At 68.2% G+C, this 22928-nt stretch carries 18 protein-coding genes; 2 read left to right on the forward strand and 16 right to left on the reverse strand.

Annotation, left to right across the window (positions count from 1 at the left end; all coding sequences use genetic code 11):
* Positions 1-119 precede the first annotated feature (119 nt).
* The 5 genes from glpK to EKE94_RS03975 form a co-directional block, all read right to left on the reverse strand.
* Positions 120-1613, reverse strand: a complete 1494-nt coding sequence (gene glpK, locus EKE94_RS03955) for a glycerol kinase GlpK (RefSeq protein WP_127905276.1) — start codon at positions 1611-1613, stop codon at positions 120-122.
* An 84-nt stretch (positions 1614-1697) separates the two neighbouring features.
* Positions 1698-3302: a glycerol-3-phosphate dehydrogenase gene (glpD, locus tag EKE94_RS03960; RefSeq protein ID WP_127905469.1), complete on the reverse strand. Its 1605-nt coding sequence runs from the start codon at positions 3300-3302 to the stop codon at positions 1698-1700.
* A 168-nt stretch (positions 3303-3470) separates the two neighbouring features.
* Positions 3471-4091, reverse strand: coding sequence for an exopolysaccharide biosynthesis protein (locus tag EKE94_RS03965; RefSeq protein WP_127905277.1), 621 nt, complete (start codon positions 4089-4091; stop codon positions 3471-3473).
* Positions 4092-4301: 210 nt separating this feature from the next.
* Complete coding sequence (locus EKE94_RS03970; protein WP_235855884.1) at positions 4302-5558, reverse strand: N-acetylmuramoyl-L-alanine amidase; 1257 nt, start codon at positions 5556-5558, stop codon at positions 4302-4304.
* An 84-nt stretch (positions 5559-5642) separates the two neighbouring features.
* Positions 5643-6782: a pyridoxal phosphate-dependent aminotransferase gene (locus tag EKE94_RS03975; protein WP_127905279.1), complete on the reverse strand. Its 1140-nt coding sequence runs from the start codon at positions 6780-6782 to the stop codon at positions 5643-5645.
* Between the two features lie 270 nt (positions 6783-7052).
* On the opposite strand from EKE94_RS03975, the gene EKE94_RS03980 reads away from it, so the two are divergent.
* Positions 7053-7838 (forward strand): DsbA family protein, encoded by a 786-nt coding sequence (locus tag EKE94_RS03980; protein WP_127905280.1) that lies wholly within the window; start codon positions 7053-7055, stop codon positions 7836-7838.
* An 88-nt stretch (positions 7839-7926) separates the two neighbouring features.
* On the opposite strand, the gene hflX is transcribed toward EKE94_RS03980, so the two are convergent.
* The 4 genes from hflX to trkA form a co-directional block, all read right to left on the reverse strand.
* On the reverse strand, positions 7927-9210 hold the full coding sequence (gene hflX / locus EKE94_RS03985) for a GTPase HflX (protein ID WP_164870815.1): 1284 nt from the start codon (positions 9208-9210) through the stop codon (positions 7927-7929).
* Positions 9207-9440 (reverse strand): RNA chaperone Hfq, encoded by a 234-nt coding sequence (hfq, locus tag EKE94_RS03990; RefSeq protein WP_127905281.1) that lies wholly within the window; start codon positions 9438-9440, stop codon positions 9207-9209. Before hfq ends, hflX begins: the two co-directional genes overlap by 4 nt.
* 123 nt (positions 9441-9563) lie before the next feature.
* Complete coding sequence (locus EKE94_RS03995) at positions 9564-11072, reverse strand: TrkH family potassium uptake protein (protein ID WP_127905282.1); 1509 nt, start codon at positions 11070-11072, stop codon at positions 9564-9566.
* Positions 11073-11211: 139 nt separating this feature from the next.
* A complete protein-coding gene (trkA, locus tag EKE94_RS04000; protein WP_127905283.1) occupies positions 11212-12588 on the reverse strand; it encodes a Trk system potassium transporter TrkA in 1377 nt (458 codons plus the stop codon).
* Positions 12589-12947: 359 nt separating this feature from the next.
* Between trkA and EKE94_RS04005 the strand changes: the two genes are divergently transcribed.
* Entirely contained in the window at positions 12948-13424 is a 477-nt protein-coding gene (locus EKE94_RS04005) for a hypothetical protein (RefSeq protein WP_127905284.1), read from the forward strand.
* Between the two features lie 86 nt (positions 13425-13510).
* Here EKE94_RS04005 and EKE94_RS04010 read toward each other — a convergent pair whose 3' ends face one another.
* From EKE94_RS04010 to dusB, 7 genes are all read right to left on the reverse strand, one after another.
* Entirely contained in the window at positions 13511-14608 is a 1098-nt protein-coding gene (locus EKE94_RS04010; protein WP_127905285.1) for a transglutaminase-like domain-containing protein, read from the reverse strand.
* A gap of 145 nt (positions 14609-14753) precedes the next feature.
* Complete coding sequence (locus EKE94_RS04015; RefSeq protein ID WP_164870816.1) at positions 14754-15689, reverse strand: alpha/beta fold hydrolase; 936 nt, start codon at positions 15687-15689, stop codon at positions 14754-14756.
* Positions 15649-17070, reverse strand: coding sequence for a nitrogen assimilation response regulator NtrX (gene ntrX / locus EKE94_RS04020; RefSeq protein WP_127905287.1), 1422 nt, complete (start codon positions 17068-17070; stop codon positions 15649-15651). The genes EKE94_RS04015 and ntrX overlap by 41 nt, the downstream gene beginning before the upstream one ends.
* Positions 17071-17088: 18 nt before the next feature.
* The gene (locus EKE94_RS04025) at positions 17089-19326 is read right to left on the reverse strand and encodes a sensor histidine kinase NtrY-like (RefSeq protein WP_127905288.1); all 2238 of its coding nucleotides are present in this window, start codon (positions 19324-19326) and stop codon (positions 17089-17091) included.
* Positions 19327-19427: 101 nt separating this feature from the next.
* On the reverse strand, positions 19428-20801 hold the full coding sequence (locus EKE94_RS04030) for a response regulator (protein WP_127905289.1): 1374 nt from the start codon (positions 20799-20801) through the stop codon (positions 19428-19430).
* Positions 20802-20829: 28 nt separating this feature from the next.
* Entirely contained in the window at positions 20830-21903 is a 1074-nt protein-coding gene (locus tag EKE94_RS04035) for a two-component system sensor histidine kinase NtrB (RefSeq protein WP_127905290.1), read from the reverse strand.
* Positions 21900-22916, reverse strand: a complete 1017-nt coding sequence (gene dusB, locus EKE94_RS04040) for a tRNA dihydrouridine synthase DusB (RefSeq protein ID WP_127905291.1) — start codon at positions 22914-22916, stop codon at positions 21900-21902. The genes EKE94_RS04035 and dusB overlap by 4 nt, the downstream gene beginning before the upstream one ends.
* Between the last annotated feature and the right edge of the window lie 12 nt (positions 22917-22928).

Here is a 22928-nt window from a genome sequence, read left to right on the forward strand (position 1 = left end):
CCATTCCTGCCGCACGCCGACCTGCAGGCTGCGCCGAAACTCTGCCTGGATAGCTGTCGCCAACGGCGCGGCCGGGATCTGATCGACCCGGCCGTGCGCCCCGTGCTCATGCGCCCGCCTCAGACCGAGATCGTCGCCTTGACCGCGCGTTTCCAGCCTTCGTATGCCGCATTGCGCTTGTCGTCGTCCATGCCGGGTTCGAAGCGGCGCTCCAGCTCCCATGCCTCGGCGAAGCCGTCCATCCCGGGATAGATCCCCGCACGCATCCCGGCCAGCCACGCGGCCCCCAGCGCCGTCGTCTCGAGCACCTCGGGGCGATCGACCTGGGCGCCGATGATGTCCGAAAGGAACTGCATCGCCCAGTCGCTGGCGCTCATCCCGCCGTCGACGCGCAGGGTCGGTTCGGTTTCACCCTCCCGGGTCTGCCAGTCGGCATGCATCGCCTCCAGCAGGTCGCGGGTCTGGTAGCCCACGGATTTCAGCGCGGCGCGGGCAAATTCGTTCGGTCCCGTATTGCGGGTCAGGCCGTAGATGGCACCGCGGCATTCGCTCTCCCAGTAGGGCGCGCCAAGGCCGGTGAAGGCCGGCACCAGGATGACCTCCTGCGTGTCGTCGGCCGCCTCGGCCAGCTTCTGGCTGTCGGACGCCTGCGAGATGATTTGCAGACCGTCGCGCAGCCACTGCACCACCGCACCGGCAATGAAGATCGACCCTTCCAGCGCGTAGGTCGGTTTTCCATCGAACTGGTAGGCGATGGTCGTCAGCAGGCGGTTCTTGGAAAACACCGGCTTTTCCCCGGTGTTGAGCAGCGCAAAGCACCCCGTCCCGTAGGTCGATTTCAGCATGCCGGGAGAGAAACACGCCTGCCCCAGCGTCGCCGCCTGCTGGTCGCCCGCAACGCCCAGGATCGGGATTTCGGCGCCCAGAAGTGCGGGATCGGTGGTGCCGAAATCCGCGGCGCAGTCCATCACCTCGGGCAGCATTTCGTAGGGGATGTCCAGAAGCTTGCAGATCGAGGTCGACCACCGCCCCTTGCGGATATCGTACAGCATGGTGCGGCAGGCATTGGTGGCATCGGTGACATGCCGCTTGCCGCCCGTCAGCTTCCAGATGAGAAAGCTGTCGACGGTGCCGAACAGTAGCTTTCCGGCCGCCGCCCGGTCGCGACTGCCATCGACCTTGTCCAGCGTCCATTTCAGTTTGGTCGACGAGAAATAGGGGTCGAGGATCAGGCCGGTGCGGTCGTTGACCATCTCCTCGTGGCCCGCGTCGTGCAGCTCGCGGCAGATGGGCGCCGTGCGACGGTCCTGCCAGACGATCGCGCGGTGGATGGGCTCGCCGGTCTCGGCATCCCAGACGACAACGGTCTCGCGCTGGTTGGTGATGCCGATGCCGGCGATCTGCGACGCCTCGATCCCGGCCTTTTCGATCACCGCGCGGCAGGTGCGCAGCGTGGTGTCCCACAGATCATTCGCGTCATGTTCGACCCAGCCCGACGCCGGGTAGTGCTGTTCGAACTCTTCCTGCGCGGTGGCGACGATCTTCATCTTGTCGTCGAACAGGATCGCCCGGGTCGAGGTCGTGCCCTGGTCGATGGATAGGATATGGCTCATCTGCGGATCTCTCTCCTCCCCTCGTCGCGGACGCTCTGGCGGCGTCCGTCATGCCCTTGCGCCCATGCCGCGGGCGCAGCGGCGCTATTCTGCGGCGGCGCCGATGCTGCGGGCGCGCTCTTCGGTCATGAACGCCTCCAGTGCGGCGATCTCGTCGGCTGACATGCGCAGCCCCAGCTTGGTGCGGCGCCAGACGATATCCTCGGCCGTCATCGCGAATTCGCGCTCCATCAGCCAGCGAACCTCGCGTTCGCTGAGATAGGCGCCGAAGCTGCGGCCCAGGTCCTCTTCGGTCTTTGCGCCGGCCATCACCTTTTCGGCCTCGGTGCCGTAGGCGCGCACCAGACGGCCCGCGCGGTAATCGTCGAGGAAGGGATGCTGCTCCTGCAACTTCGCGATCAGATTGGGCACCCCGTCCACGGGAAAGTCGCCGCCTGGAAGCGCCACGCCCGACGTCCAGTTCTTGCCCGTCCCGGGGAAATAGTGCCCCAGCTTTTCGACCGCCGATTCCGCCAGCCTGCGGTAGGTCGTGATCTTGCCGCCGAAGACGTTAAGCAGCGGCGCCCCGTTTTCGTCCAGCGACAGCACGTAGTCGCGTGTCGCGGCCGTCGCCGACTTGGCCCCGTCGTCGTAAAGCGGGCGCACCCCGGAATAGGTCCAGACGATGTCCTCGGCCGTCACCGGACGCTTGAAGTAGTTCGAGGCGAAATCAAGCAGGTAGTCCCGCTCGGCATCGGTGATCTTCGGCTTGCCGGGGTCTTCGCCCTGCTGTTCGCGGTCCGTCGTGCCGATCAGGGTAAAATCGGTCTCATAGGGGATCGCGAAGATGATCCGACCGTCCTCGCCCTGGAAGAAATACGCCTTGTCGTGGTCGAACAGCTTCTTGGTCACGATGTGGCTGCCCCTGACCAGCCGGATGCCCTCGCTCGAATTGATCCTGAGCGCGCCGTGGATGATGTTGGCGACCCACGGCCCTCCGGCGTTGACCAGCGCGCGGGCGGTGATCGTTTCCTCGCGGCCGTCCTCGTGTGCCAGGTGCACGCGCCAAAGCCGCCCCTCGCGGCCGCGGCCCCGCTCGGCCGAGGTCACGCGGCAGCGGGTCAGGACGCGGGCGCCGCGCTGCGCCGCATCGCGGGCGTTCAGCACCACCAGTCGGCTGTCCTCGACCCAGCAATCGGAATATTCGTAGGCCTTTTCGAACCGGTCCTGCAGGGGGGCTCCGGCGGGATCGGTGCGCAGATCGACGGTCGAGGTGCCGGGCAGGAACTTCCGCCCGCCCAGGTGGTCGTACATGAAGAGACCAAGCCGGATCAGCCAGGACGGCCGCCGCCCCTTCATCCACGGCATTACCGTCGACAGAAGCTTTGATGTCGGCGTGTCGCTTTCGAATCGCATCGAGGCATGCCACGGCAGGACGAACCGCATGGGCCACGAGATGTGCGGCATCGCCTCAAGCAGGGTTTCGCGTTCGATCAACGCCTTACGGACCAGACCGAATTCGAAGTACTCCAGGTAGCGCAGGCCGCCGTGGAACAGCTTGGTCGAGGACGACGATGTTGCAGAGGCAAGATCGTTCATCTCGGCCAGCCCGACGGTCAGGCCGCGGCCCACAGCATCGCGGGCGATGCCGACCCCGTTGATCCCGCCGCCGATCACGAACATGTCGAAATCCGCGCTGTCGGCCGACATGTCGGCGCTCGGCTGGCGCGGCGCGGCGGTCGCTGGCTCGGTTGCGGTGTCGCTTGCGGTCATCGCCTTCCCCCGGCGTTTGATCAATTTGCGTCTGGATCAGGATACTGGGTCCGATCCCCGGTTCGTCAAATCGCGCGTACCTCTGGGCCGGTCGTCCCGGCCCGCCTAACCCGCGATATGACCGGCCACGAATATGGGCACGAGCGAGGCGATCCCGACGAAGACAAACCCGCCCAGGACATAAAGCCCGTCCCGCGCCAGAAAGCCCACTGTAATCAGGGTCACCGCCGCCCCCAGAATCGAGGACGAGAACGGCACAAGCTCGAGAAACGGCATCGCCAGTCCGGCCAGTATACAGATGACACGCGACAGGACCACCACGGGCGGCACCACAAGCACCCGCAGCCTGTCGCGGGCATGGCGGTCCAGCCAGTCGGCAAAACGCCTCATCCGTCCCATGGCACTGTGCAGCCGTTCGCCGGGAATGCGGCGCCGCATCAGCACCCCGGGCAGCCACAGGTGATCGCGGCCAAAGGTCAGCTGGGCCGCGATCAGGGCGATCGACAATCCGCAGACGGACGAAAAGAACGGGATCCCGCTGAGAGGCGAGACAACCAGCAGCGCGGGAATCAGCATCACCGGCAGGAACGAGGCCTGTCCAAAGGCCTGGATGATCGCGCCCAGCGACACCTGGTCGTCGTCGCTGAGCCCGTCCAGACGGTCGACGATGGCACGGACGCTGGAAGTGTCGTCGCCGCCGTCGCGGGCCTGCAAGTTGTCAGTCATGCCGTCTGTCGCCCCCGATCATGTCGCAAGGTCTCCGCCCCGCCCTGATCTAGCGGCTGGCACGGCAAAGGCCAGAGGACGCGGACGCGCCGGCCCGCACGCCCTTGCGGCAGGCGAGGCTGAGGGCGGGATTTTGGCCCTCGCGGGATCCCTGCAGGCGGGGGTTTCGCCCCGACGGCCGCGGACCTGCGCGACGGCGCATGGCCCGCTCTAGTGGCGCAGGCGCGGGCGCAGCTCGGCGTCAGCTTCGGCCCATGCGTCGATGGCCGAGGCAATGCCTTCTGCCGCGCGGGCGCGCCATGGTTCCGAGCGTAGCTTGGCCCGGTCGCGCGGGCTGGAGAGGAACCCCAGTTCCACCAGCACCGACGGGATGTCCGGCGCTTTCAGCACCGAGAAGCCGGCCGACAGGCGCGGACGCTTGTGCAGGTTGCCGGTGCTGTCGGCCAGGCCACGCACGATCGCGTCGGCCAGCGCGTCTGAACGTGGCGTCGTCTCGAGCATGGCGAGGTCCATCAGCACGTCGGCCACCACGTCGTCCTGATCGCTCAGGTCGAGCCCCGCCAGAAGGTCGGCGCGGTCGTGCCGTTCGGCCAGCTTGCGCGACGCGGCATCGCTGGCCGTGTCCGACAGGGTGTAGACCGTGGCGCCCGAGGCGTGGCCCTCGGCGATCGCGTCGGCATGCAGCGACATGAAGAGGTCCGCGCCCGCCTCGCGCGCGATCGACACGCGGGTTTCCAGCGGAACGAACACGTCCGCGTCGCGCGTCAGTACGACCTGCAGGCCGCGTTTCTGCAGCACCTCGCGCAGCTCCAGCGCGAAGGTCAGCATCAGGTCGGCCTCGTGCACCTCGCCCGCCTCTGCGCCCGGATCGATGCCGCCATGCCCGGGGTCGAGCGCGACGACAAGCGGTCGATCGCCCTGCCAGCGGTCGAGGTTCGGCGCGACCTCGGCGGCGTCGGGCAGATCGAACCCCGGGGTATCGGGCTCGCCCACCGAGTCGGCGAAGCTTTCGGCGCTGGTCGGCGCCAGCTGTGCCTTAAGCACCGCGCCCGCCGGGTCCGACCCGGTGGCGAGACCTGCAGTCTCCAGCATCATCGGGCCCGACAATTCGACCACCAGACGCGACCAGCCCTCGGTCACGGGTCCCGCCGCGACGGCGGCGACCATGTCCGACCGCGTAATGTCGCGCAGCGGGAAGGCGGTGAAATCGACCTCGGCGAAATCGAAGATCAGCCGCGCCGGTTCATCGAGGGTAAAGACCCGCCAAGGAACCGGCTGGCTGAGCGTCAGGGTCACCTGAAGGTTGTCCCCGAAATCGGCGATCTCGGACTTGGCGGGATCTGGCCGCGCCAGCGCGGTCATCTCTTCGGCGGCCAAGGCGCCACCTGCCGCCGAGGCTGTCGCCCAGACGAGGAATGCAAAAAATCGAAGCTGGCGCATCTGCCCGGCCGCCTCTCGCGATGTCATCTGCCTGTATGTCCGGCTTCGGCCGGATCTTGCCGATGACAATAGCCCGGATCGGCGCGTCGCGGAACCGCGAATCCGACGCGATCAGAGCTTTGCGAAAAATTCTCTCAACCGATCCAGCCCAAGGGCGATATCCGCCGTCGCCGCTGCATAGGAAAGTCGCAACGTGGTGTGTCCGCGACCGGGATCGAAATCCAGCCCCGGGGTCAGGGCCACGCCCGCCTCGTCCAGGATCCGCCGCGCCAGCGCGCGGCTGTCCTGCGTGATCTCCGACACGTCGGCATAGACGTAGAAGGCCCCGTCGGGGGGGGCGATCCGGGGAAGACCCGCGCCCGGCAGACGATCCAGCATCAGCCGGCGGTTCTCGGCATAGACCTTGAGGTTGGCCTCGCATTCCGGCACCGCGTCCATCGCCGCGAGGGCGGCGACCTGGCTGGCATGCGGCGGGCAGATGAAGAGGTTCTGGGCCAGACGCTCGACCGTGCGGACCATGTGGTCGGGCACCACCATCCAGCCCACGCGCCACCCGGTCATCGAGAAATACTTGGAAAACGAGTTCACGACGATCACGTCGTCTGTCACCTCGAGCGCCGAGACCGCGCGCCGATCGTAGTCGATCCCGTGATAGATCTCGTCCGAGATCACCGCCGTGCCCTGCGCCTGCGCCGCCCCGATCAGGGCGTCCAGCTCGGCCTTGTCCAGCATCGTGCCGGCGGGGTTGCCGGGCGAGGCAAGGATCAGCCCCGCAAGGTCGCCGGGCAGATCCTGCGGCTGCGGCTGATAGCGCGCCTCGGCGCGGGTCTCGAACCCCACCGCCTGCAGGCTGAGCGCGCTCAGGATCTGGCGGTAAGAGGGGTAGCCCGGCAATCCCAGGCCCACTCGCTGGCCCGCATCGAAAAGCGCAGTGAAGGCCAGGATGAAGGCCCCCGAGGCGCCGGAGGTCACAACCACCCGGGCCGGATCGAGGTCGATGCCGTACCAGTCGCGGTAAAGCCGGGCGATCCGGGCGCGCAGCGCGGGCAGCCCCAGAGCCACCGTATAGCCAAGCGCCCCCCGTTCCATTTCGCGGGCGAGCGCGGCGCGGGCGGCGGCGGGGGCGGGCGTGCCGGGCTGCCCCACCTCCATGTGGACAATGTGGCGGCCCGCGGCCTCGGCGGCGCGGGCCGCCTCCATCACGTCCATCACGATGAAGGGATCGACCGCGCTTCGGCTTGAGCTTTTCATCGGCACCTCGCTAGACTTTGCCCCAGTCACCTGCACGGGCTCGGGGCCGGGCGTCAATGCCCACGCCGCTCGGAACGGGGACACGTCGCCCTGCCTGCCAAGGGGTGTCAGCGCGGCCGGGATGGGTCCGGGTCTCGGGGCGGCCACGGGCTTTTGGCTTGTCCTTCGGTCCGATCGCCGCGAAGGTCCCCGCCACGCGCCGCGAGGGTGCAGACTGCCGCCGCCCCCATGGGGCCAGATACGACACGCGCAACCGCAAGAGAGATGCCCATGATCGCCGCCCTGCCCCGCACCCTGTCCCGGCCGCTTCGGCCCCTGCGCGGCCTTGCCTGCGCCGCGACGCTGGCCCTTGCCGCCGCGCCCGCGCTGGCCGACCTTGCCCAGATGACGGACGAAGAGCGCGCCAATTTCCGCGAAGAGGTGCGCGCCTATCTGATGGAGAACCCGGAGGTCCTGATGGAGGCGATCTCGGTGCTCGACCAACGCCAGGCCGAGGCGCAATCGGCCGGCGACGCGGACCTGATTTCAGATCTGTCGGATGACATCTACGACGACGGACATTCCTGGGTCGGTGGCAATCCCGACGGCGACGTCACGATCGTCGAGTTCCTCGATTACCGCTGCGGTTATTGCCGCCGTGCGCACCCTGAAGTCGACGAACTGGTCGAAGCCGACGGCAACATCCGTCTGATCGTGAAGGAATTCCCGATCCTGGGCGAACAGTCGCTTCTGGGCTCGCAATTCGCGATCTCGGTCCTGCAGACCGAGGGCGACGCGGCCTACAAGGCGGTCAATGATGCGCTGATGACGATGCGGGGCAACATCACCGACGAATCGCTTCGGGATCTCGCCGAAGAGCAGGAGCTGGACGTCGAGGCGGTGATGGCCGGGATGGAGTCCGACGACGTCCGCCGGATCATCACCGAGAACCACGAACTGGCGCAGAAGCTGCGGATCAACGGCACGCCCAGCTTCGTGTTCGGTGACCAGATGGTACGCGGCTACGTTCCGCTGGACGCCATGCAGGACATCGTCGAGGAAATGCGCGAAGGCTGAGCGACGGCCGGCCCCTCAGGCATGGGGGGCCGGGCCTTTGTCGACCGACGCATGAAAAGGCGCGGCGCGGGCTTTCCCGCGCCCTGCCTCAAAGCTTGGCGAAGCGGTCGGCCTGCCGGGCGGTCCAGTTGACGGTGACGCGAAAGCCCTCGTCGGTCTGCTCTTCGTCCGTCACGATGGATTGCTCGTGCAGCCAGGCGCGGCGGCGCCCGTCCTCGAAAGCCAGGCCCAGCACCGCGGTTTCGCGCGCGTCATCCAGGCGCTCGGTCACCGCGGCGATGGCGGCATCGATCCCCTCGCCCGTGATCGCAGACAGCGTCAGGATGTCCGGGTCGCGCGCGGCACGATTGGTCAGCGCCTCGCGCGCCGTGGCATCGAGCAGGTCGACCTTGTTCCAGATCTCCAGCTGCGGGGTATCCTCGGCCACGCCGAGGTCCGCCAGGATCGCGGCGACGTCGGCGGCCTGCTCGTCCGTGTCGGCATGCGCGATGTCGCGGACATGCAGGATCAGGTCGGCCTCGAGTACCTCTTCCAGCGTCGCGCGGAAAGCCGCGACAAGCTGGGTGGGCAGGTCCGAGATGAAGCCCACCGTATCCGACAGGATGACCTTCATGCCCGTGGGCAGCGTCACCCCCCGCATCGTGGGATCGAGCGTGGCAAAGAGCATGTCCTTGGCCATCACCTCGGCCCCGGTCAGGCGGTTGAACAGCGTCGACTTGCCGGCGTTGGTGTAGCCCACCAGCGCGACCACGGGGAACGGCACCTTGGCGCGCGAGGCGCGGTGCAGCTCGCGGGTCTTCACGACCTTGTCGAGCTGCTTGCGGATGCGCACGATCTGCTCGTCGATGGCGCGGCGGTCGGCCTCGATCTGCGTCTCGCCCGGCCCGCCCACGAAGCCCAGCCCGCCACGCTGGCGTTCAAGGTGTGTCCAGGCCCGCACCAGCCGCGTGCGCTGGTAGCTGAGCGCCGCCATCTCGACCTGCAGCACCCCCTCGCGGGTGCGCGCCCGGTCCGAGAAGATTTCGAGGATCAGGCCGGTCCGATCGAGCAGCTTGACCCCCCAGGCCTTTTCCAGGTTGCGCTGCTGGACGGGCGTCACCGGCCCGTCGATCAGGACAAGCTCGGCTTCCATATCCTCGAGCTTCTCGTGCAGCTCGTCGATCTTGCCGGTGCCGAACAGCCCCCCGGGCTGCGGCTTCGGCAGGCGCACGATCTCACCGCCGAGGATGTCGAGCCCCGGAAGGGCGGCGGCAAGCGCCAGCGCTTCGTCAAGCGCGGGGCCGGCGGCACGCCGGTCGCGGTTGGTCAGGATCTCGGGGTGAATAACGTAGGCGCGGGTATCGGGCGTCGCGGTATCGTCGGCCAGAATCAATCGTCCCCGTCATAAAGGTTAATGGGCGACGACGGCATGATCGTCGAAATCGCGTGCTTGTAGACCAGCTGCGATTGCCCGTCGCGGCGCAAAAGAACGCAGAAATTGTCGAACCAGGTGATGACCCCCTGCAGCTTGACACCGTTCACTAAAAAGATCGTGACCGGCACCTTGGTCTTGCGCACATGGTTAAGGAACGCGTCTTGCAGGTTTTGTTTGTCGGAGGCCATTTACTGTCCAACCTTTGTCTTTGATGCCGCCACTGGCGGGCGTGCTTTATTGATCGGCAGAAAGATTACGGGGCCTTCGACTGACATTCCAGCCCCTAAACGTCCCGCCGCATCCGAATTGGGTCAATTGCGCCAGATGTCAGGGTTGAAAATGGCGATCAGCGCCAGGGTTTCAAGCCGGCCGACGATCATCGCAAGCCCCAGGATCACCCGCGCGGCATCGCCCAGATCGCCATAGCGTATCGGCACCTCGCCCGCGACCGCGGCAAGCGGGCCGGTGGTCGACAGCGCGGCGATGGTCAGGATCGCCGATTCCTCGAAACTTTGGCCCGCCAGCGTCAGCGCGGCCATCGACAGCGTGATCGACAGCGCAAAAAGCATGAAGAAGATCCAGGCGATATAGGCACCCCGCCGCCGGATACGCCGGGCCAGCGACCCCGAGCCGCCGATCGAATGCGGATGGACCAGCTTCTCCATCTCACGTCGCCCGTGCATGTAAAGCGCGTGGATCCGCAACAGCTTTACCCCGCCCGCCGTGGTCGCCACGCCGCCGCCGACCAGCGCCAGTCCCATCAACACCAGTCCCGGCGTCTCGAGCCCCGACCAGGCGCGCACGTCGGCCCAGTCCTGGCTTTGGAACCCGGTGGTCGTCAGGAAGGACATCGTGGTGAAGAGCCCGCCCCAGAGCGCGCGCGCCATCGCCGGCAGGTTTTCCTGTTCGTCGATATCCAGCGCGCCGATCCAGTGGCGCAGGAACAGCAGCAGCGGCACGATGGTGACCAGCGCCAGCCCCATGCGCAGCTCGGGGTCTTGCCGCAGACCCCGGCGATGCACCACCGACGCGTCGGTCGTAAATGTGGCGCGCGACAGGGCGAAGATCAGGAAGACGAAGATGAACGCCTCGGCCAGGCGACCGGAAAGAGGACCGCCCGTGGGGCTGATCCCGCTGGTCGACAGCGTCGACATCGCGTGGCAGATCGCGTTCAGCGGTGGTTCGCCCGCCGACAGCAGCGCCATCCAGAGCAGCAGCGTCAGCCCCCCGTAGATCGGCGCCAGGTCGCCCGAGTAGCGCGCCAGCCGCTCCGTCGCGCCCGCGACCGAGGTGATCTGCCGCGCGGAACTGCCCGAATCGCCCATCCGGTCGCCGCTGACGACCTCGTAACCGCCCAGCGTCAGGGGGGCGAGGATGGCGATGGCGGTGACCCACATCAGGAAACCACCCAGCCAGCCAACGAGCGCCCGCCACAGGTGCACGGCATCGGGCAACCGGTCGGGCAGGAAGAGCGTGGCGCCCGTGGTCGTGAGGCTCGATACCATCTCGAACCACGACGACAGGAACCGCGTGTTGCCGACCGCGATGTGAAACGGCACCGCCAGCATCAGCGGCAAAAGCGTGAAGGCCGCGACCAGTGCCAGCAGGTGGCTCAGCGCCTTGCGCCGGGCGTGGCGGCCATGCGTGGCAATGGCCAGCAGCACGAAGAGCGTCAGGAAGACGGCGCCCGAATAGAAGAAATCCTCGGCCGTCGACACATCACCTGTCGCGGCGGCAAGGATCGCCGGCGGGAACATCGCCAGCGCACCGACCGCGACCAGCAGCACGGCAAGAGGCACGTTGCGCAGCTTCGTCGTCATCGGCACGCCCCCCCCAGTCCCGGCGCGGTCCCCCGTGGGCGCCCGGAATGGCATGAGGCGGGACAGGCGGCCCGGCCTGCGCGGGCGGGGGCTGCCGAAACCGGTGGCAATCGCCGGGGATCCGGTGCGATGGGGATCATCAGAAGAAGTCGATCGACACCTGGAACAGGCGTTCGACCTCGGGGACGTCGGGGGTCATCGCGAAGACGATGATCACGTCGCCCTCTTCGATCCGGGTGGTGCCCGTAGGCTTGACCATCTTGCCGCCCTTCACCACCGCGCCGACCAGAACGCCTTCGGGGAAATCGATATCTCGGATCACCTTGCCCGAGATCGGCGAGGTCGACAGCACCTGCGCCTCGATCACCTCGGCCTCGGCATCGCCGATCGAATAGACACCGCGCACCCGGCCATGGCGGATGTGCCGCAGGATCGAACTGACGGTCGTCGAGCGCGGGTTGATGTAGGCGTCGATGTCGAGCGGCGACATCAGCGGCTGCAGCGTCGGGTCGTTGACCAGGCAGATCGCCATCTGGCAGCCTGCCGTCTTGGCCCGTACCGCGGCCAGAAGGTTCGTCTTGTCGTCGTCGGTAACCGCCAGAACCGCGTCGGCCTTGCCGATATTGGCCTCGTTCAGAAGCTCCATGTTCAGCCCGTCGCCGTTCAGGACGATGGTCCGCTCCAACGCGTCCGCGGCCCGCTCGGCCTTGGCCCGGTCGATCTCGATGATCCGGGCGCGCACCCGCTCGGTGCGGGTTTCCAGCGCGCGGGCCACGGCAAGACCCACGTTGCCGCCGCCCACGATCACCACCCGCTCCTGCCGGGTGACGGACTTGCCGAAGATCTCGAGCGTGCGGTTGGCATCGTCCTGGTGGGCGACGACGTAGATCTGGTCGCCCTCGAAAAGCTGGTCGGCGGCGTCGGGCGCGAAGAGCCGCCCGCGGCGCCGCACACCCACCACGATGGCCCGCAGCGTCGAAAACAGGTCCGTCAGCTGTCGCAACGGCGTGTTCAGAACCGGGCAATCCGCCCCCAGAGCCACGCCCAAAAGCCGGACCTGCCCGTCGGCAAAGCTCTGCGTGTCGAAGGCCGAGGGCGCGCGCAGGCGCCGCAGGGCGGCATCCGCGACCTCTCGCTCGGGGCTGATCACCACGTCGATGGGCATGTGGTCGCGGCGGTAGAGGTCGGAATAGATCGCCGTCAGGTAGCTTTGCGCCCGAAGCCGCGCGATCTTGCGCGGGATCGCGAACACGGAATGCGCCACCTGGCAGGTCACCATGTTGACCTCGTCCGAGTGGGTGGCCGCGATGATCATGTCGGCATCCCGGGCCCCTGCCCGTTCCAGGATATCGGGATAGGAGGCATGCCCCGCGATCCCCTGCACGTCGAGCGTATCCGTCGCCCGCCGCACCAGGTCGGGGTTGTTGTCGACCACCGTGACGTCGTTGCGTTCGCCCGACAGGTGCCGCGCGATCTGCCAGCCGACCTGACCGGCACCGCATATGATGACTTTCATCCGCGCTTCCTTACGACCGCATACGGGGTGATGACATGCCACCGGGCGCGGTTCAATCCGTCATCATGCGGCCCCCGCCGGGTGTGGCCCGCCGGCCCGGGGCGGACGCGGCGCGGCGCAGACCGGTCGCAGAGGGCGCCCTGCCACCGCTCCGGGCCGAGGCGGACAGGCAACGTCTGCCATTTCGTGTCCGGCCCGCCCCAACGAACGGCCCGGCCGGGTCGCCCGCAGGCCCCGCCCGACGGAGCGCCTACCGTCCGCCCGGCTCTGGCAATTCCCTGCAAAAGGCGCAAGATAGCCGCGGGCCCGGCCCCGCTGCCCCGTGGCCCTGCCCGAACCTGACCAAGGGAGAAACGGCCATGACACAGGTACTCAAGCTCGCCGCCGCGGGCGTTGCGCTGGCCTTTCTGGCGGGCTGCGGCCAGCCCGCGCGCTACTACCAGGCCGGAGTGCCGGTGCAACAGCTGAACGGCGACCTCACGGGCTGCGCTGTGCAGGCCGTCAACACCGTGCCGCCCAACACCCAGCTGCGCCGCACGCCGATCCAGATCGAACCCGGCGTGGTGAGGTGCAACAAGGACGGCAACTGCGTGCGCTTTGCAGGCCGTGTCACGGGCGGAGACGTCTACAGCGTCGACGCCAATGCCGGGCTTCGCCACCGCGTCGCCGGCCAGTGCATGGCCGAGCGGGGGTATTCCCGCGTCGACGTGCCCGCCTGCCCCTCGGGGCTGGGCCGCGTCACGGCCCCCGGGCGCCTGCCGCCGCTGACCGACAGCGTCTGCGTGCTGCGCGACCCCGACGGGCGGCAGGTGTTCCTCGACCGCTCGACTCTCTGACAGGCGGGCCGCGCGGCACCGTCACCCGCCGCAGACGTCCACAACCGGACATGACCCCCGGGCGTACGCCCGGAGGTCGGGGCCGATCAGGCCTCGAGTTCGGTGGCAGTGATGCTGTAGCCCGAAGCCTCGGCATCCAGGTGGTCCTGACGCACGCCGTCGATCTCGACGATCGGGTACATCAGGAACTCGACCGGCTCACCGTCCGAACCGGGAAGCGCCACGTCGTGCGCGAAGTTGTAGGCGACCCAGTTGCCCTCCCACGCACCGAACAGCGCGGCGCGGGCATCGGCGACCTTGGGATCGTCGAGCGACAGGTCCTTCGGCGGCTCTTCCAGCATCACCTTGCGCACATCGGCGGGGTCAACCGCGACCCAGCCGAACCGCTCCAGGAACACCTCGGCCCGGCAGTGCTGCGCCTTGGTGATATCCTGCGACCCGGCGCCCAGGCTCTTGTACCCGAAACGCGACGGCGCAACGCGGACGCCATAGACGTCGCGCGCCGGCAGGTCCGCCGCCCGCGCAAGCCCGACATAAAGCGCGTTGAGATCGGCGCACTTGCCCGTCAGATCGCCCATCGCCAGCATCGAGGCGACATCGCCCAGTCCGCAGCCGCGGGTCTCGGGGTTACGCTCGGTGTTCTCGACAACCCAGTCGTAGATCTTGCGGGCCTTGGTCAAGTCTCCGCGCGACCACCCGACGATGTCGTCGGCGGTGTCCTTGACGATGCCGTCGGTCGGGATCAGGTCGGTCGCGCTGGTGTAAAGCGCGCGGGCCTCATCGGGCAGCGACCGGGGCTGGCCCGGCTCGGAAAGGTCGATGTGCCGGTCCTGGGTCTGCGCCGTCGCGGTCACGGTCAGCTGCGGCGCGGGCGCGTCCGCGTCCCACTCGGCGTGGACGAAGCGCGCGCCGTAGACCGGATCGGTCTTGATCTCGGCCCGCGTCGCGTTGGTCTCGAAACTGGCGTCGCCCGCCTGCATCCAGCCCTCTTCGGTGACCGACGGAACCGGCACCCAGACCTGCACCGGACCATCGGCCTGCGGCAAGGCGACCTCTGTCACGATCTCGAACCGGCGCCAGCCCTCGGGCCGGGGGCGGAACGCGGCGCGGGCCCCGCGGGGCAGAAGCGCCGCCGCGGGAAACGCGGCGCCGGTGGTAAGCAGGGTTCGTCTGGTCAGTTGCATATCACGGTCCTCGGGCAAGATCCTTTCGCCCTGCCCTAGGGCCGAGACCCTGAAAGAGCAAGTCTGCACGCCCCTGTCGCGCCCCTTCGGCGTCGGGTACAGGCCCGGTCCGGCGCCACGCGACTGCGGCAGGTCGCGCCCCGGCTCAGGTCGCGGCGGGGGCCCGGGACGGTGCGGCGCGGCGCAGCCGCCCGGCCTCGACATCCGTCAGGAATGTGTCGAGCGCGCTGTCGAAGATCTTGGGCTGTTCGCGCATTGGCCAATGGCCCGCGTCCATCTCCAGCAGCCTAGCCTCGGGGGCGACCCGCGCGGCCTCGCGCGCGTGGCGCAGCGGGACCATGCGATCGGATCGCCCGTGCATCACGAAAAGCGGCGGCACGAGGCCCGGTAGACGGTCGAGGAAACAGGTGCGGAAACTCGCCGCGCCCACCTCGGCCTGGAGGAACCCGCGAAAGGTCTGCAGCTCGGCCTGGCGCTGCGCCTCCTGGTACATCTCCTCGACCAGCCCGGGCGTGACGCGACGCGGGTCGGCGTAGACGGCCATCAGCGCCGCCCGAGCGGCCAGACGGCTGCGCGCCGCGGAAAGCGCGATGAAGCGTCCCGCAGGCCCCAGGGAATACAGGTGCAAGGCGGGGTGCAGCGGCGCGCGCCGGGCCAGCCCATAGGATCCGACGACGGTGACAGAGCGCACCCGCGCGGGCGCGTCCAGCGCCAGCCACAGCGCGGTGCCCCCGCCCATCGAACTGCCGACAAGGTGGGCCCGGTCGATCCCGCGCGCGTCCAGAACCGCGCCCAGCCACGGCCCGAAATCCGCGATCCCATGCGCGCGACCGAACCCGTCCGAACCGCCGTACCCCGGCATGTCGGGGGCGAAACACCGAAACCGTGGGGCCAGGTGCCGCATGGTGCGGCCCCACGCCCAGTCGCCCCGGTCGATGCCGCCGCCGTGCAGCAACACCACCCAGGGCGCGGCCCCCTCGGGGCCGGTTTCGACGTAGGAGACCTGCCGTCCGCGCAGGCGCAGCCGCCCGCGCCGAAGGTCAGCTACCGACGCCGCTGCGGGGCTCGTCTGCATCGACATGGGCGATCCGGTTTCCGGTGCGGTTCGAGGTGACGACATTGAGGCTCTTGAGCTTGCGGTGCAGGGCCGAGCGCTCCATCCCGACGAAGGTCGCGGTGCGCGAGATGTTGCCGCCGAAACGGTTGATCTGGGTCAGCAGGTATTCCCGCTCGAACAACTCGCGCGCTTCGCGCAGGGGCAGCGTGGCAAGGCTGCCCGACAGAACGACACGGCCCTCTTCGTCGGGCTGGGTGTCGTTGCCGGGAATCTCGTTCGGGCCGATTTCGCCCTTGTCGGGACCGAGGATCAGCACCCGCTCGATCACGTTCTTCAGCTGCCGCACGTTGCCCGGCCAGATCATGGTCTGCAACTGCGCCACCGCGTCTTCGCCCAAGGGGCGCGCGGGCAACCCTTGCGTCTTGTTGAACTGGTCGATGAAGTGATCGGCCAGCTCGGGGATATCCTCGCGCCGGTCCTCGAGCGAAGGCACAGGTATCGGCACCACGCTCAGCCGGTGGAACAGTTCCTGCCGAAAGCGACCCAGCTCGATCTCCGAGGCCAGATCGCGGTTGGTCGACGAGATCACGCGGATATCGACGCGCACCTTGTCGGTGCCACCCACCCGCTGGAACTGGCTGTCGACCAGCACGCGCAGGATCTTGGATTGCGTACCCAGCGGCATGTCCGCGACCTCGTCGAAGAACAGCACGCCGTTATGCGCCTGCTCCAGCAGCCCGGGCTCGATCCCGCGTTCCGGGGATTCGCGGCCGAACAGGACCTCTTCCATCCGGTCGGGTTCGACGATGGCCGAGCTGACGGTGATGAACGGCCCGTCGGCGCGCGGGGAATTGGCATGGATGTAGCGCGCGGCGACCTCCTTGCCCGCGCCGGGAGGGCCGGACAGCATCACCCGGCCATTGGACTTCGTCACCTTGTCGAGCTGGGATTTCAGGGTGCGGAACGACGGCGAGGTGCCGATCATCTCGGCCGGGTTGGCATCGCGCCGCTTCAGCGCGACGTTTTCCCGCCGCAGCCGCGCGGTTTCCATCGCGCGCTGGATCACCACCATCAGCTGGTCGATGTTAAAGGGCTTCTCGATAAAGTCGTAGGCGCCCTGCTTGATCGCGGCGACGGCGATCTCGATGTTGCCGTGGCCCGAGATGATGACAACCGGAATCTCGGGGTTGTCGCGCTTGGCGGCCTTGAGGATGTCGATACCGTCCATCCGGCTGTCCTTGAGCCAGATGTCGAGGATCATCAGCGCCGGCGGCTCGGCATTGATCGCGGCCATGCATTCGTCGCTGTTCGACGCGACCCGGGTGGAAAACCCCTCGTCCTTCAGAATGTCCGAGATCAATTCACGGATATCGCGTTCGTCGTCCACGATCAGGATGTCACTCATGGGAACTGTCCTCTCACCTCAAAGCCTAGTTTCGTCCGCCAGAATCGGCAGGCGGACCTCGGCGCGCGCGCCGCGGCGACCGTCGTCCCCGAAGGGATCGGCATCGGTCAGCGTCAGCGTGCCGCCATGTTCCTCGATAATCTTCTTCACGATCGGCAGGCCCAGCCCGGTGCCCTTGTCGCGCGTGGTCACGTAGGGTTCGAACAGGCGCGCGCGGTCCTCGGGCAGGCCGATGCCGTTGTCGGAGATCGCGATCAGGGCGCGGCCCTCCGCGACCTCCATGGTGACGCGGATCTCGGGCGTCCAGCCCTCGGGGGCGCCCGCCTCGACCAGGCTTTCGGTGGCCTCGCCCGCGTTCTTGATGAGGTTGGTCAGCGCCTGCCCGATCATCGTCGCGTCCAGGTCGGCCATCGCGGCGTCCTGCGGCAGGTCGGCCGTGATCCGGACCGTCTCCTGCCCGGCCTCCTGCAGGGTCAGCGCGTCGCGCACCAGCTTGACCAGATCGTTGCGGCGGCGGTCGGGCTCGGGCATCCGCGCGAATTTCGAGAACTCGTCGACGATGCGACGCAGGTCGTTGGTCTGGCGCACGATGACGCCGGTCATCTGGTCCAGCGTCTCGGCGTCGTCGCCGGCGGCGGCGCGGAACTTGCGCTTGATCCGTTCGGCCGAAAGCTGGATCGGCGTCAGCGGGTTCTTGATCTCGTGCGCGATGCGGCGCGCGACATCGCCCCACGCCGCCATGCGCTGCGCCGCGACAAGATCCGACACGTCGTCGAAGGCCACCACGTAGCCTTCCAGGTGCCCGTCCTCGCTGCGCCGGGTGGCCATCCGAACCAGCAGGCTTTCCAGCTTGCCATCGCGGGTCAGCCGCGTCTCTTCCTGCGCGACCTCGCCGCCGCCGTCGCGGAGGCGTTCGAAAAGCGCGCCGAACTCGGGCACCGCGACGGCGATGGGCGTGTCCTGCCCGTGCGCCTCGTCGAGGTGAAGCAGCCGTTCGGCCGAGCGGTTGACGAAGGTCACCCGCCCCTCGGGGTCGAGCCCGACGACCCCCGCCGTCACAGACGACAGCACCGAATCGAACAGCCTGCGGCGCCGCTCGATCTGGTCGTTGGTGGCCAGCAGCGCGTCGCGCTGGCCCTTCAGCTGCCGAGTCATCCCGTTGAAGATGCGCCCCAGCATGGCGATCTCGTCGTCGCCGTCCTCTTCCTGCACGCGCACGTCCAGGTCCCCGGCGCCGACCCGCTGGGCCGCGCCTGCCAGCCGACCCACCGGGCGCGACAGCCGCTCGGCGAACCACAGTCCCAGCCAGATCGAGGCGAGGATCAGGATCAGCGCGAAGCCGAGGTAGAGCAGACCGAACTCGAAAAGGATGCGGCCTCGCTCGTCCTCCAGCTGGTTGTAAAGGCGCACGGTCTGCTGCGTGTCGTCGAGCAGCGACAGGATCTCGCCGTCGACCGTGCGGGTCACATAGAGAAACCGGTCGCCGATCCCATCGAGCCGGGTCAGCGCGCGGAATTCGTTTCGGTCCCAGTCCTCGATGACCACGGTTTCGCCCGAGCGGGCGCGCGCGATGTCCTCGTCGTCGGGAGGCTCGAAATCGAACAGGTACGAGCGGTCGCCCCGCGCCCGGATCTCGCCCGATCCGTCGATCACATAGGCCTCTTCCAGCCCGCGTTGCACCTGCGGCTGCCCCTGCCCCAGAAGCTGACGCAACTCGCCGTCGGTGGCGAAGAAGGACGAGCCCGAGGCGGCATAGAGGAACTGCGCCAGCGCGTCGGCATCGGTGACCAGATCCTCGCGCTGCTCGCCCTCGTAGGCCTGCGCAGCAGCGAGGCTGGCGCCCACGACGTTGCGCACCCGGTCCGAGAACCAGCTTTCAAGCCCGACATTGATGGTGAGCGCGGCGAACACCGCGACCGACACCGTGGGCAAAAGCGCGATCAGCGCGAAGACCCCGGTCAGCCGCAGGTGCAGGCGGGATCCGGCTGACTGGCGCCGCCGCGCCGCCACCATCCGCATGATGGTGCCGAGGACGAGCGTCGCCAGAAGCAGCGCGTAGATGAGGTCGGCCAGCAGAACCAGCCGCAAGGACATCGACCCCGCGCCGGGATCAAGAGGCCCCAGCACGAGAAACGTCGCGAGCACCAGAACAGGGCCCAACACGGCCAGACCGACCGTCGCCCAGTTCTGAAGCCTGCGTCGCCGGCGCAGGCGCGCCAGCCGCTCCCATGTGGCAGCCCGGACCGGAACCGTCACAGGACCTAACCCCCAATGATGTGGCGCCTTGCGCGCCGTACCGCTCAGTTTGGTGGCCCTGTCCGATCACGCGATCTGCGGGCCACTCTTCTGTTGCGGTTTTACATCAATTTGCGGCGCCGTGTCACGCGGATATCGAGGTCTGTGATCTTCTTGCGCAGGGTATTGCGGTTGATCCCCAGCAAATCGGCGCATTTCGCCTGATTTCCGCCCGTCGCATCCAGCGCGATCTCGATCAGCGGCATCTCGACCTCGCGCAATATGCGCTGGTAGAGGCCCGGGGGCGGCAGAACGCCGCCGTGCAGGTCGAAATAGCGCTTGAGGTGCTTGGCGACCGAGGCGGACAGCTTCTCTCCCTCGCCGCCGCCCACCAGCGGCTCCATCGCGGGCTGGTTGCCCAGCACCGCCTCGGCCTCGGCGCGGGTGATCTCGTCCTCGGTGCCCGTCACCATGATCCGGCGCACGGTGTTTTCCAGCTGCCGCACGTTACCGGGCCAGGAATAGGTCCGCACGAGGTCCATGGCATCGGACGAGAATCGGCGCAGCGGCAGTCCGTCGCGTTCGGCCCGGGCCAGAAAGTGGTCGGCCAGCAGCGGGATGTCATCGACCCTTTCGCGCAGCGACGGCACCTGGATGCTGACCCCGCCCAGACGGTAGAACAGATCCTGCCGGAACAGCCCCGCCTCCATCCGCTGCGACAGGTCGGCCTGGCTGGTGGCCATGACCCGCGGCGCGGTGTCGGTAAAGCTGTCGAGCATGCGCACGATGCGCCCCTGCGCCTCTTCGTCGAGGTCGCCGACCTCGTCGAACAGGATCGACCCGTTGCGCGCCCGCGACAGCACCTGCGAAGGCCCGTCCATGGTGGCCAGGTCGGCGGCGCTGGCGATCACGAAGGGCAGCGTGCGGCGGTCGGAAAAGTCATGGATGGCCCGGGCGATCAGCGACTTGCCGGTGCCCGATTCCCCCGTGATCAGGACCGGCAGGTCGGTGTTCATCACCCGCGCCACCAGCCGGTAGAGGGTCTGCATCGCCGGGGTCCGCCCCACCAAAGGCAGATCATCCGAGGGGCGCGGACGCGCCTCGCTCGCCGGGCGCGGCGCGGGGGCGCGGCGCTTGATCTCCAGCGCGCGGGCGGCGCGCTTCATCAGGTCGGGCAGGTCGAAGGGCTTGGGCAGGTAGTCATAGGCCTCGGCCTCGGCCGCCTGGATCGCGGTCATGATCGTGTTCTGGGCCGAGATCACGATGACCGGCAGCCCCGGCCGCTGCTCCCCGATCTTCGGCAGCTGATCCAGCCCGTTGCCGTCGGGCATGACCACGTCCGAGATCACAAGATCGCCCTTGCCCTCTTCGACCCAGCGCATCAGCGTGACCAGGCTGGATGTGGCGTGCACCTTGCAGCCCGCGCGCGTCAGCGCCTGGGTCAGAACGGTGCGGATCGTGCGATCATCGTCGGCGACGAGAACGGTGCCGTCCATCAAAGGTACTCCTGCGAAGCTGTTGGGGTCATTCCCGGGTCTCCTTCGGCGCCACCGGCAGCGAAATACGGAACACGGTGCGGCCGGGGACCGAATCGACAGTGATCCAGCCGTCGTGGTCCGACACGATCTTGGACACCAGCGACAGGCCAAGGCCGGTGCCGTTCTCGCGGCCCGACACGAATGGTTCGAAGATGTCGCCCTCGATCTCGGGCGGCAGGCCGGGGCCGTCGTCGGTGATCTCGACCTGCAGCGGCAGCGCCCCGCCGGTACCGTCCTTGCGCCGCACCCTGAGCGACAGGTCGTAGAAGGTGCGGATGGTGATCGTGCCGCCCGTATCGCCCGCCGCCTCGGTCGCGTTGCGCAGAAGGTTCAGGAACACCTGAAGCATCTGGTCGGCGTCGACATGGGTAGGCGGCAGCGAGGGGTCGTAATCCTCGATGATCTTCATGTGCGGCGCGAATCCCAGGATCGCGGTCCGGCGCGCCCGGTCCAGAAGGTCGTGCACGTTGATCGCGCGGCGGTCGGGCGGACGCAGGTTCCCGAATTGCTCGACCTGTTCCAGCAGCGCGACGATGCGGCGGCTTTCGGTGACGATCAGGTCGGTCAGCTCCAGATCCTCGCTCGACAGCCCCATCGACAGAAGCTGCGCGGCCCCCGTGATGCCCGCCAGCGGGTTCTTGATCTCGTGCGCCAGCATCTCGGCCATGCCGATGGCAGACCGCGCCGAGCTTTTGACCATGTGCGACCGGCCCAGGCGGTCTGCGATCTGGCGCGGCTCCATCAGCAGCAGCATGAAGCCCGGCATACCGATCATCGGGGCGATCTGGATATTGGTCTGCACCGGCGGCCTGTCCCCGCCCGAGACGTCGACATTGTTGATGAAGAGCGCCGAGTGATCGCGGCGCACGCGCGAAAACGCCTCGTCCAGCTCGGCCGCGATCGAGACCCGGTCGAAGAAGGGCGCGCCGCGCATCGACCTGGCCGAGGCGTTCAGAAAGGTCTCGGCCGCGGCGTTGACCTCGGCGATGGTGTCGCCGGGATCGAGGATGAAGGCCGGCACGGGCAGAGAGGTCCAGAGCGTGTCGGGAAGCGTGTTCATGCGGCGAGCGTCCCGGATGATGTGTCGGAGGATCCCGGGGCGGGCGGCGTCCCCGCCATGGCTCCGGGCAGCGCGGCCAGAAGACGCGCGGGATCGGTCTGGGTCAGCACCTCGCGGCGCAGGCCGGGCGCGGTGCCGGCGTGATCCATGTACCAGCCCAGGTGCTTGCGGATCATCTTGGTGCCGAGGGCGGTGCCGTAGAAGGACAGCGATGCCTCGACATGACCCGCCACCATCTCGGCCAGCGCGGCGCCGGCGGGCACCCGCGGCACGGGCCCCTGCCCAGCCGCCGCCGCGATCTGCGCCAGAAGCCAGGGCCGCCCCTGCACGCCGCGTCCCACCATCACGCCCGCCGCGCCGGAGGCCGCTCGCGCCGCCTCGGCCGTTGCGGGCGAGGCGATGTCGCCATTCGCCACGACGGGGATGTCGACGGCGCGGACGATGTCGCCGATCGCCGTCCAGTCGGCCTTGCCCTTATAGAACTGGCACCGGGTGCGACCATGGATCGTCACCATGCGGACGCCCGCCGCCTCGGCCCGCCGGGCCACGTGGGCGGCGTTCAGGCAGTCGTCGTCCCAGCCCAGACGGGTCTTCAGCGTCACCGGCACCGACACCGCGCCCACCACGGACTCGATCAGCCGAAGCGCATGGTCCGGCGTCCGCAGAAGCGCCGAGCCCGACAACCCGCCCGTGACCTTCTTAGCCGGGCAGCCCATGTTGATGTCGATCACCGCGGCGCCTGACGCCTCGACCCTTCGGGCGGCCTCGGCCATCCAGTAGGCGTCGCGCCCGGCCAGCTGCACCGCGGTGGGCGCCGACCCGCCGATCCCCAGCGCCGCACGTTCGCGCACGCCGGGCTTGGCCTGCACCATCTCCTGGCTCGCGACCATCTCGCTGACCACGAGGCCGGCGCCGAAGCTTGCCACGAGGTCGCGAAACGGGGCATCCGTGATCCCGGCCATCGGGGCCAGAAGAACCGGTGTGTCGATCTCGATGTCGTCGAGGCGCAGCACGCTTGCCTAATC

It is taken from the genome of Mesobaculum littorinae, assembly GCF_004011175.1.
GTDB lineage: Bacteria > Pseudomonadota > Alphaproteobacteria > Rhodobacterales > Rhodobacteraceae > Tranquillimonas > Tranquillimonas littorinae.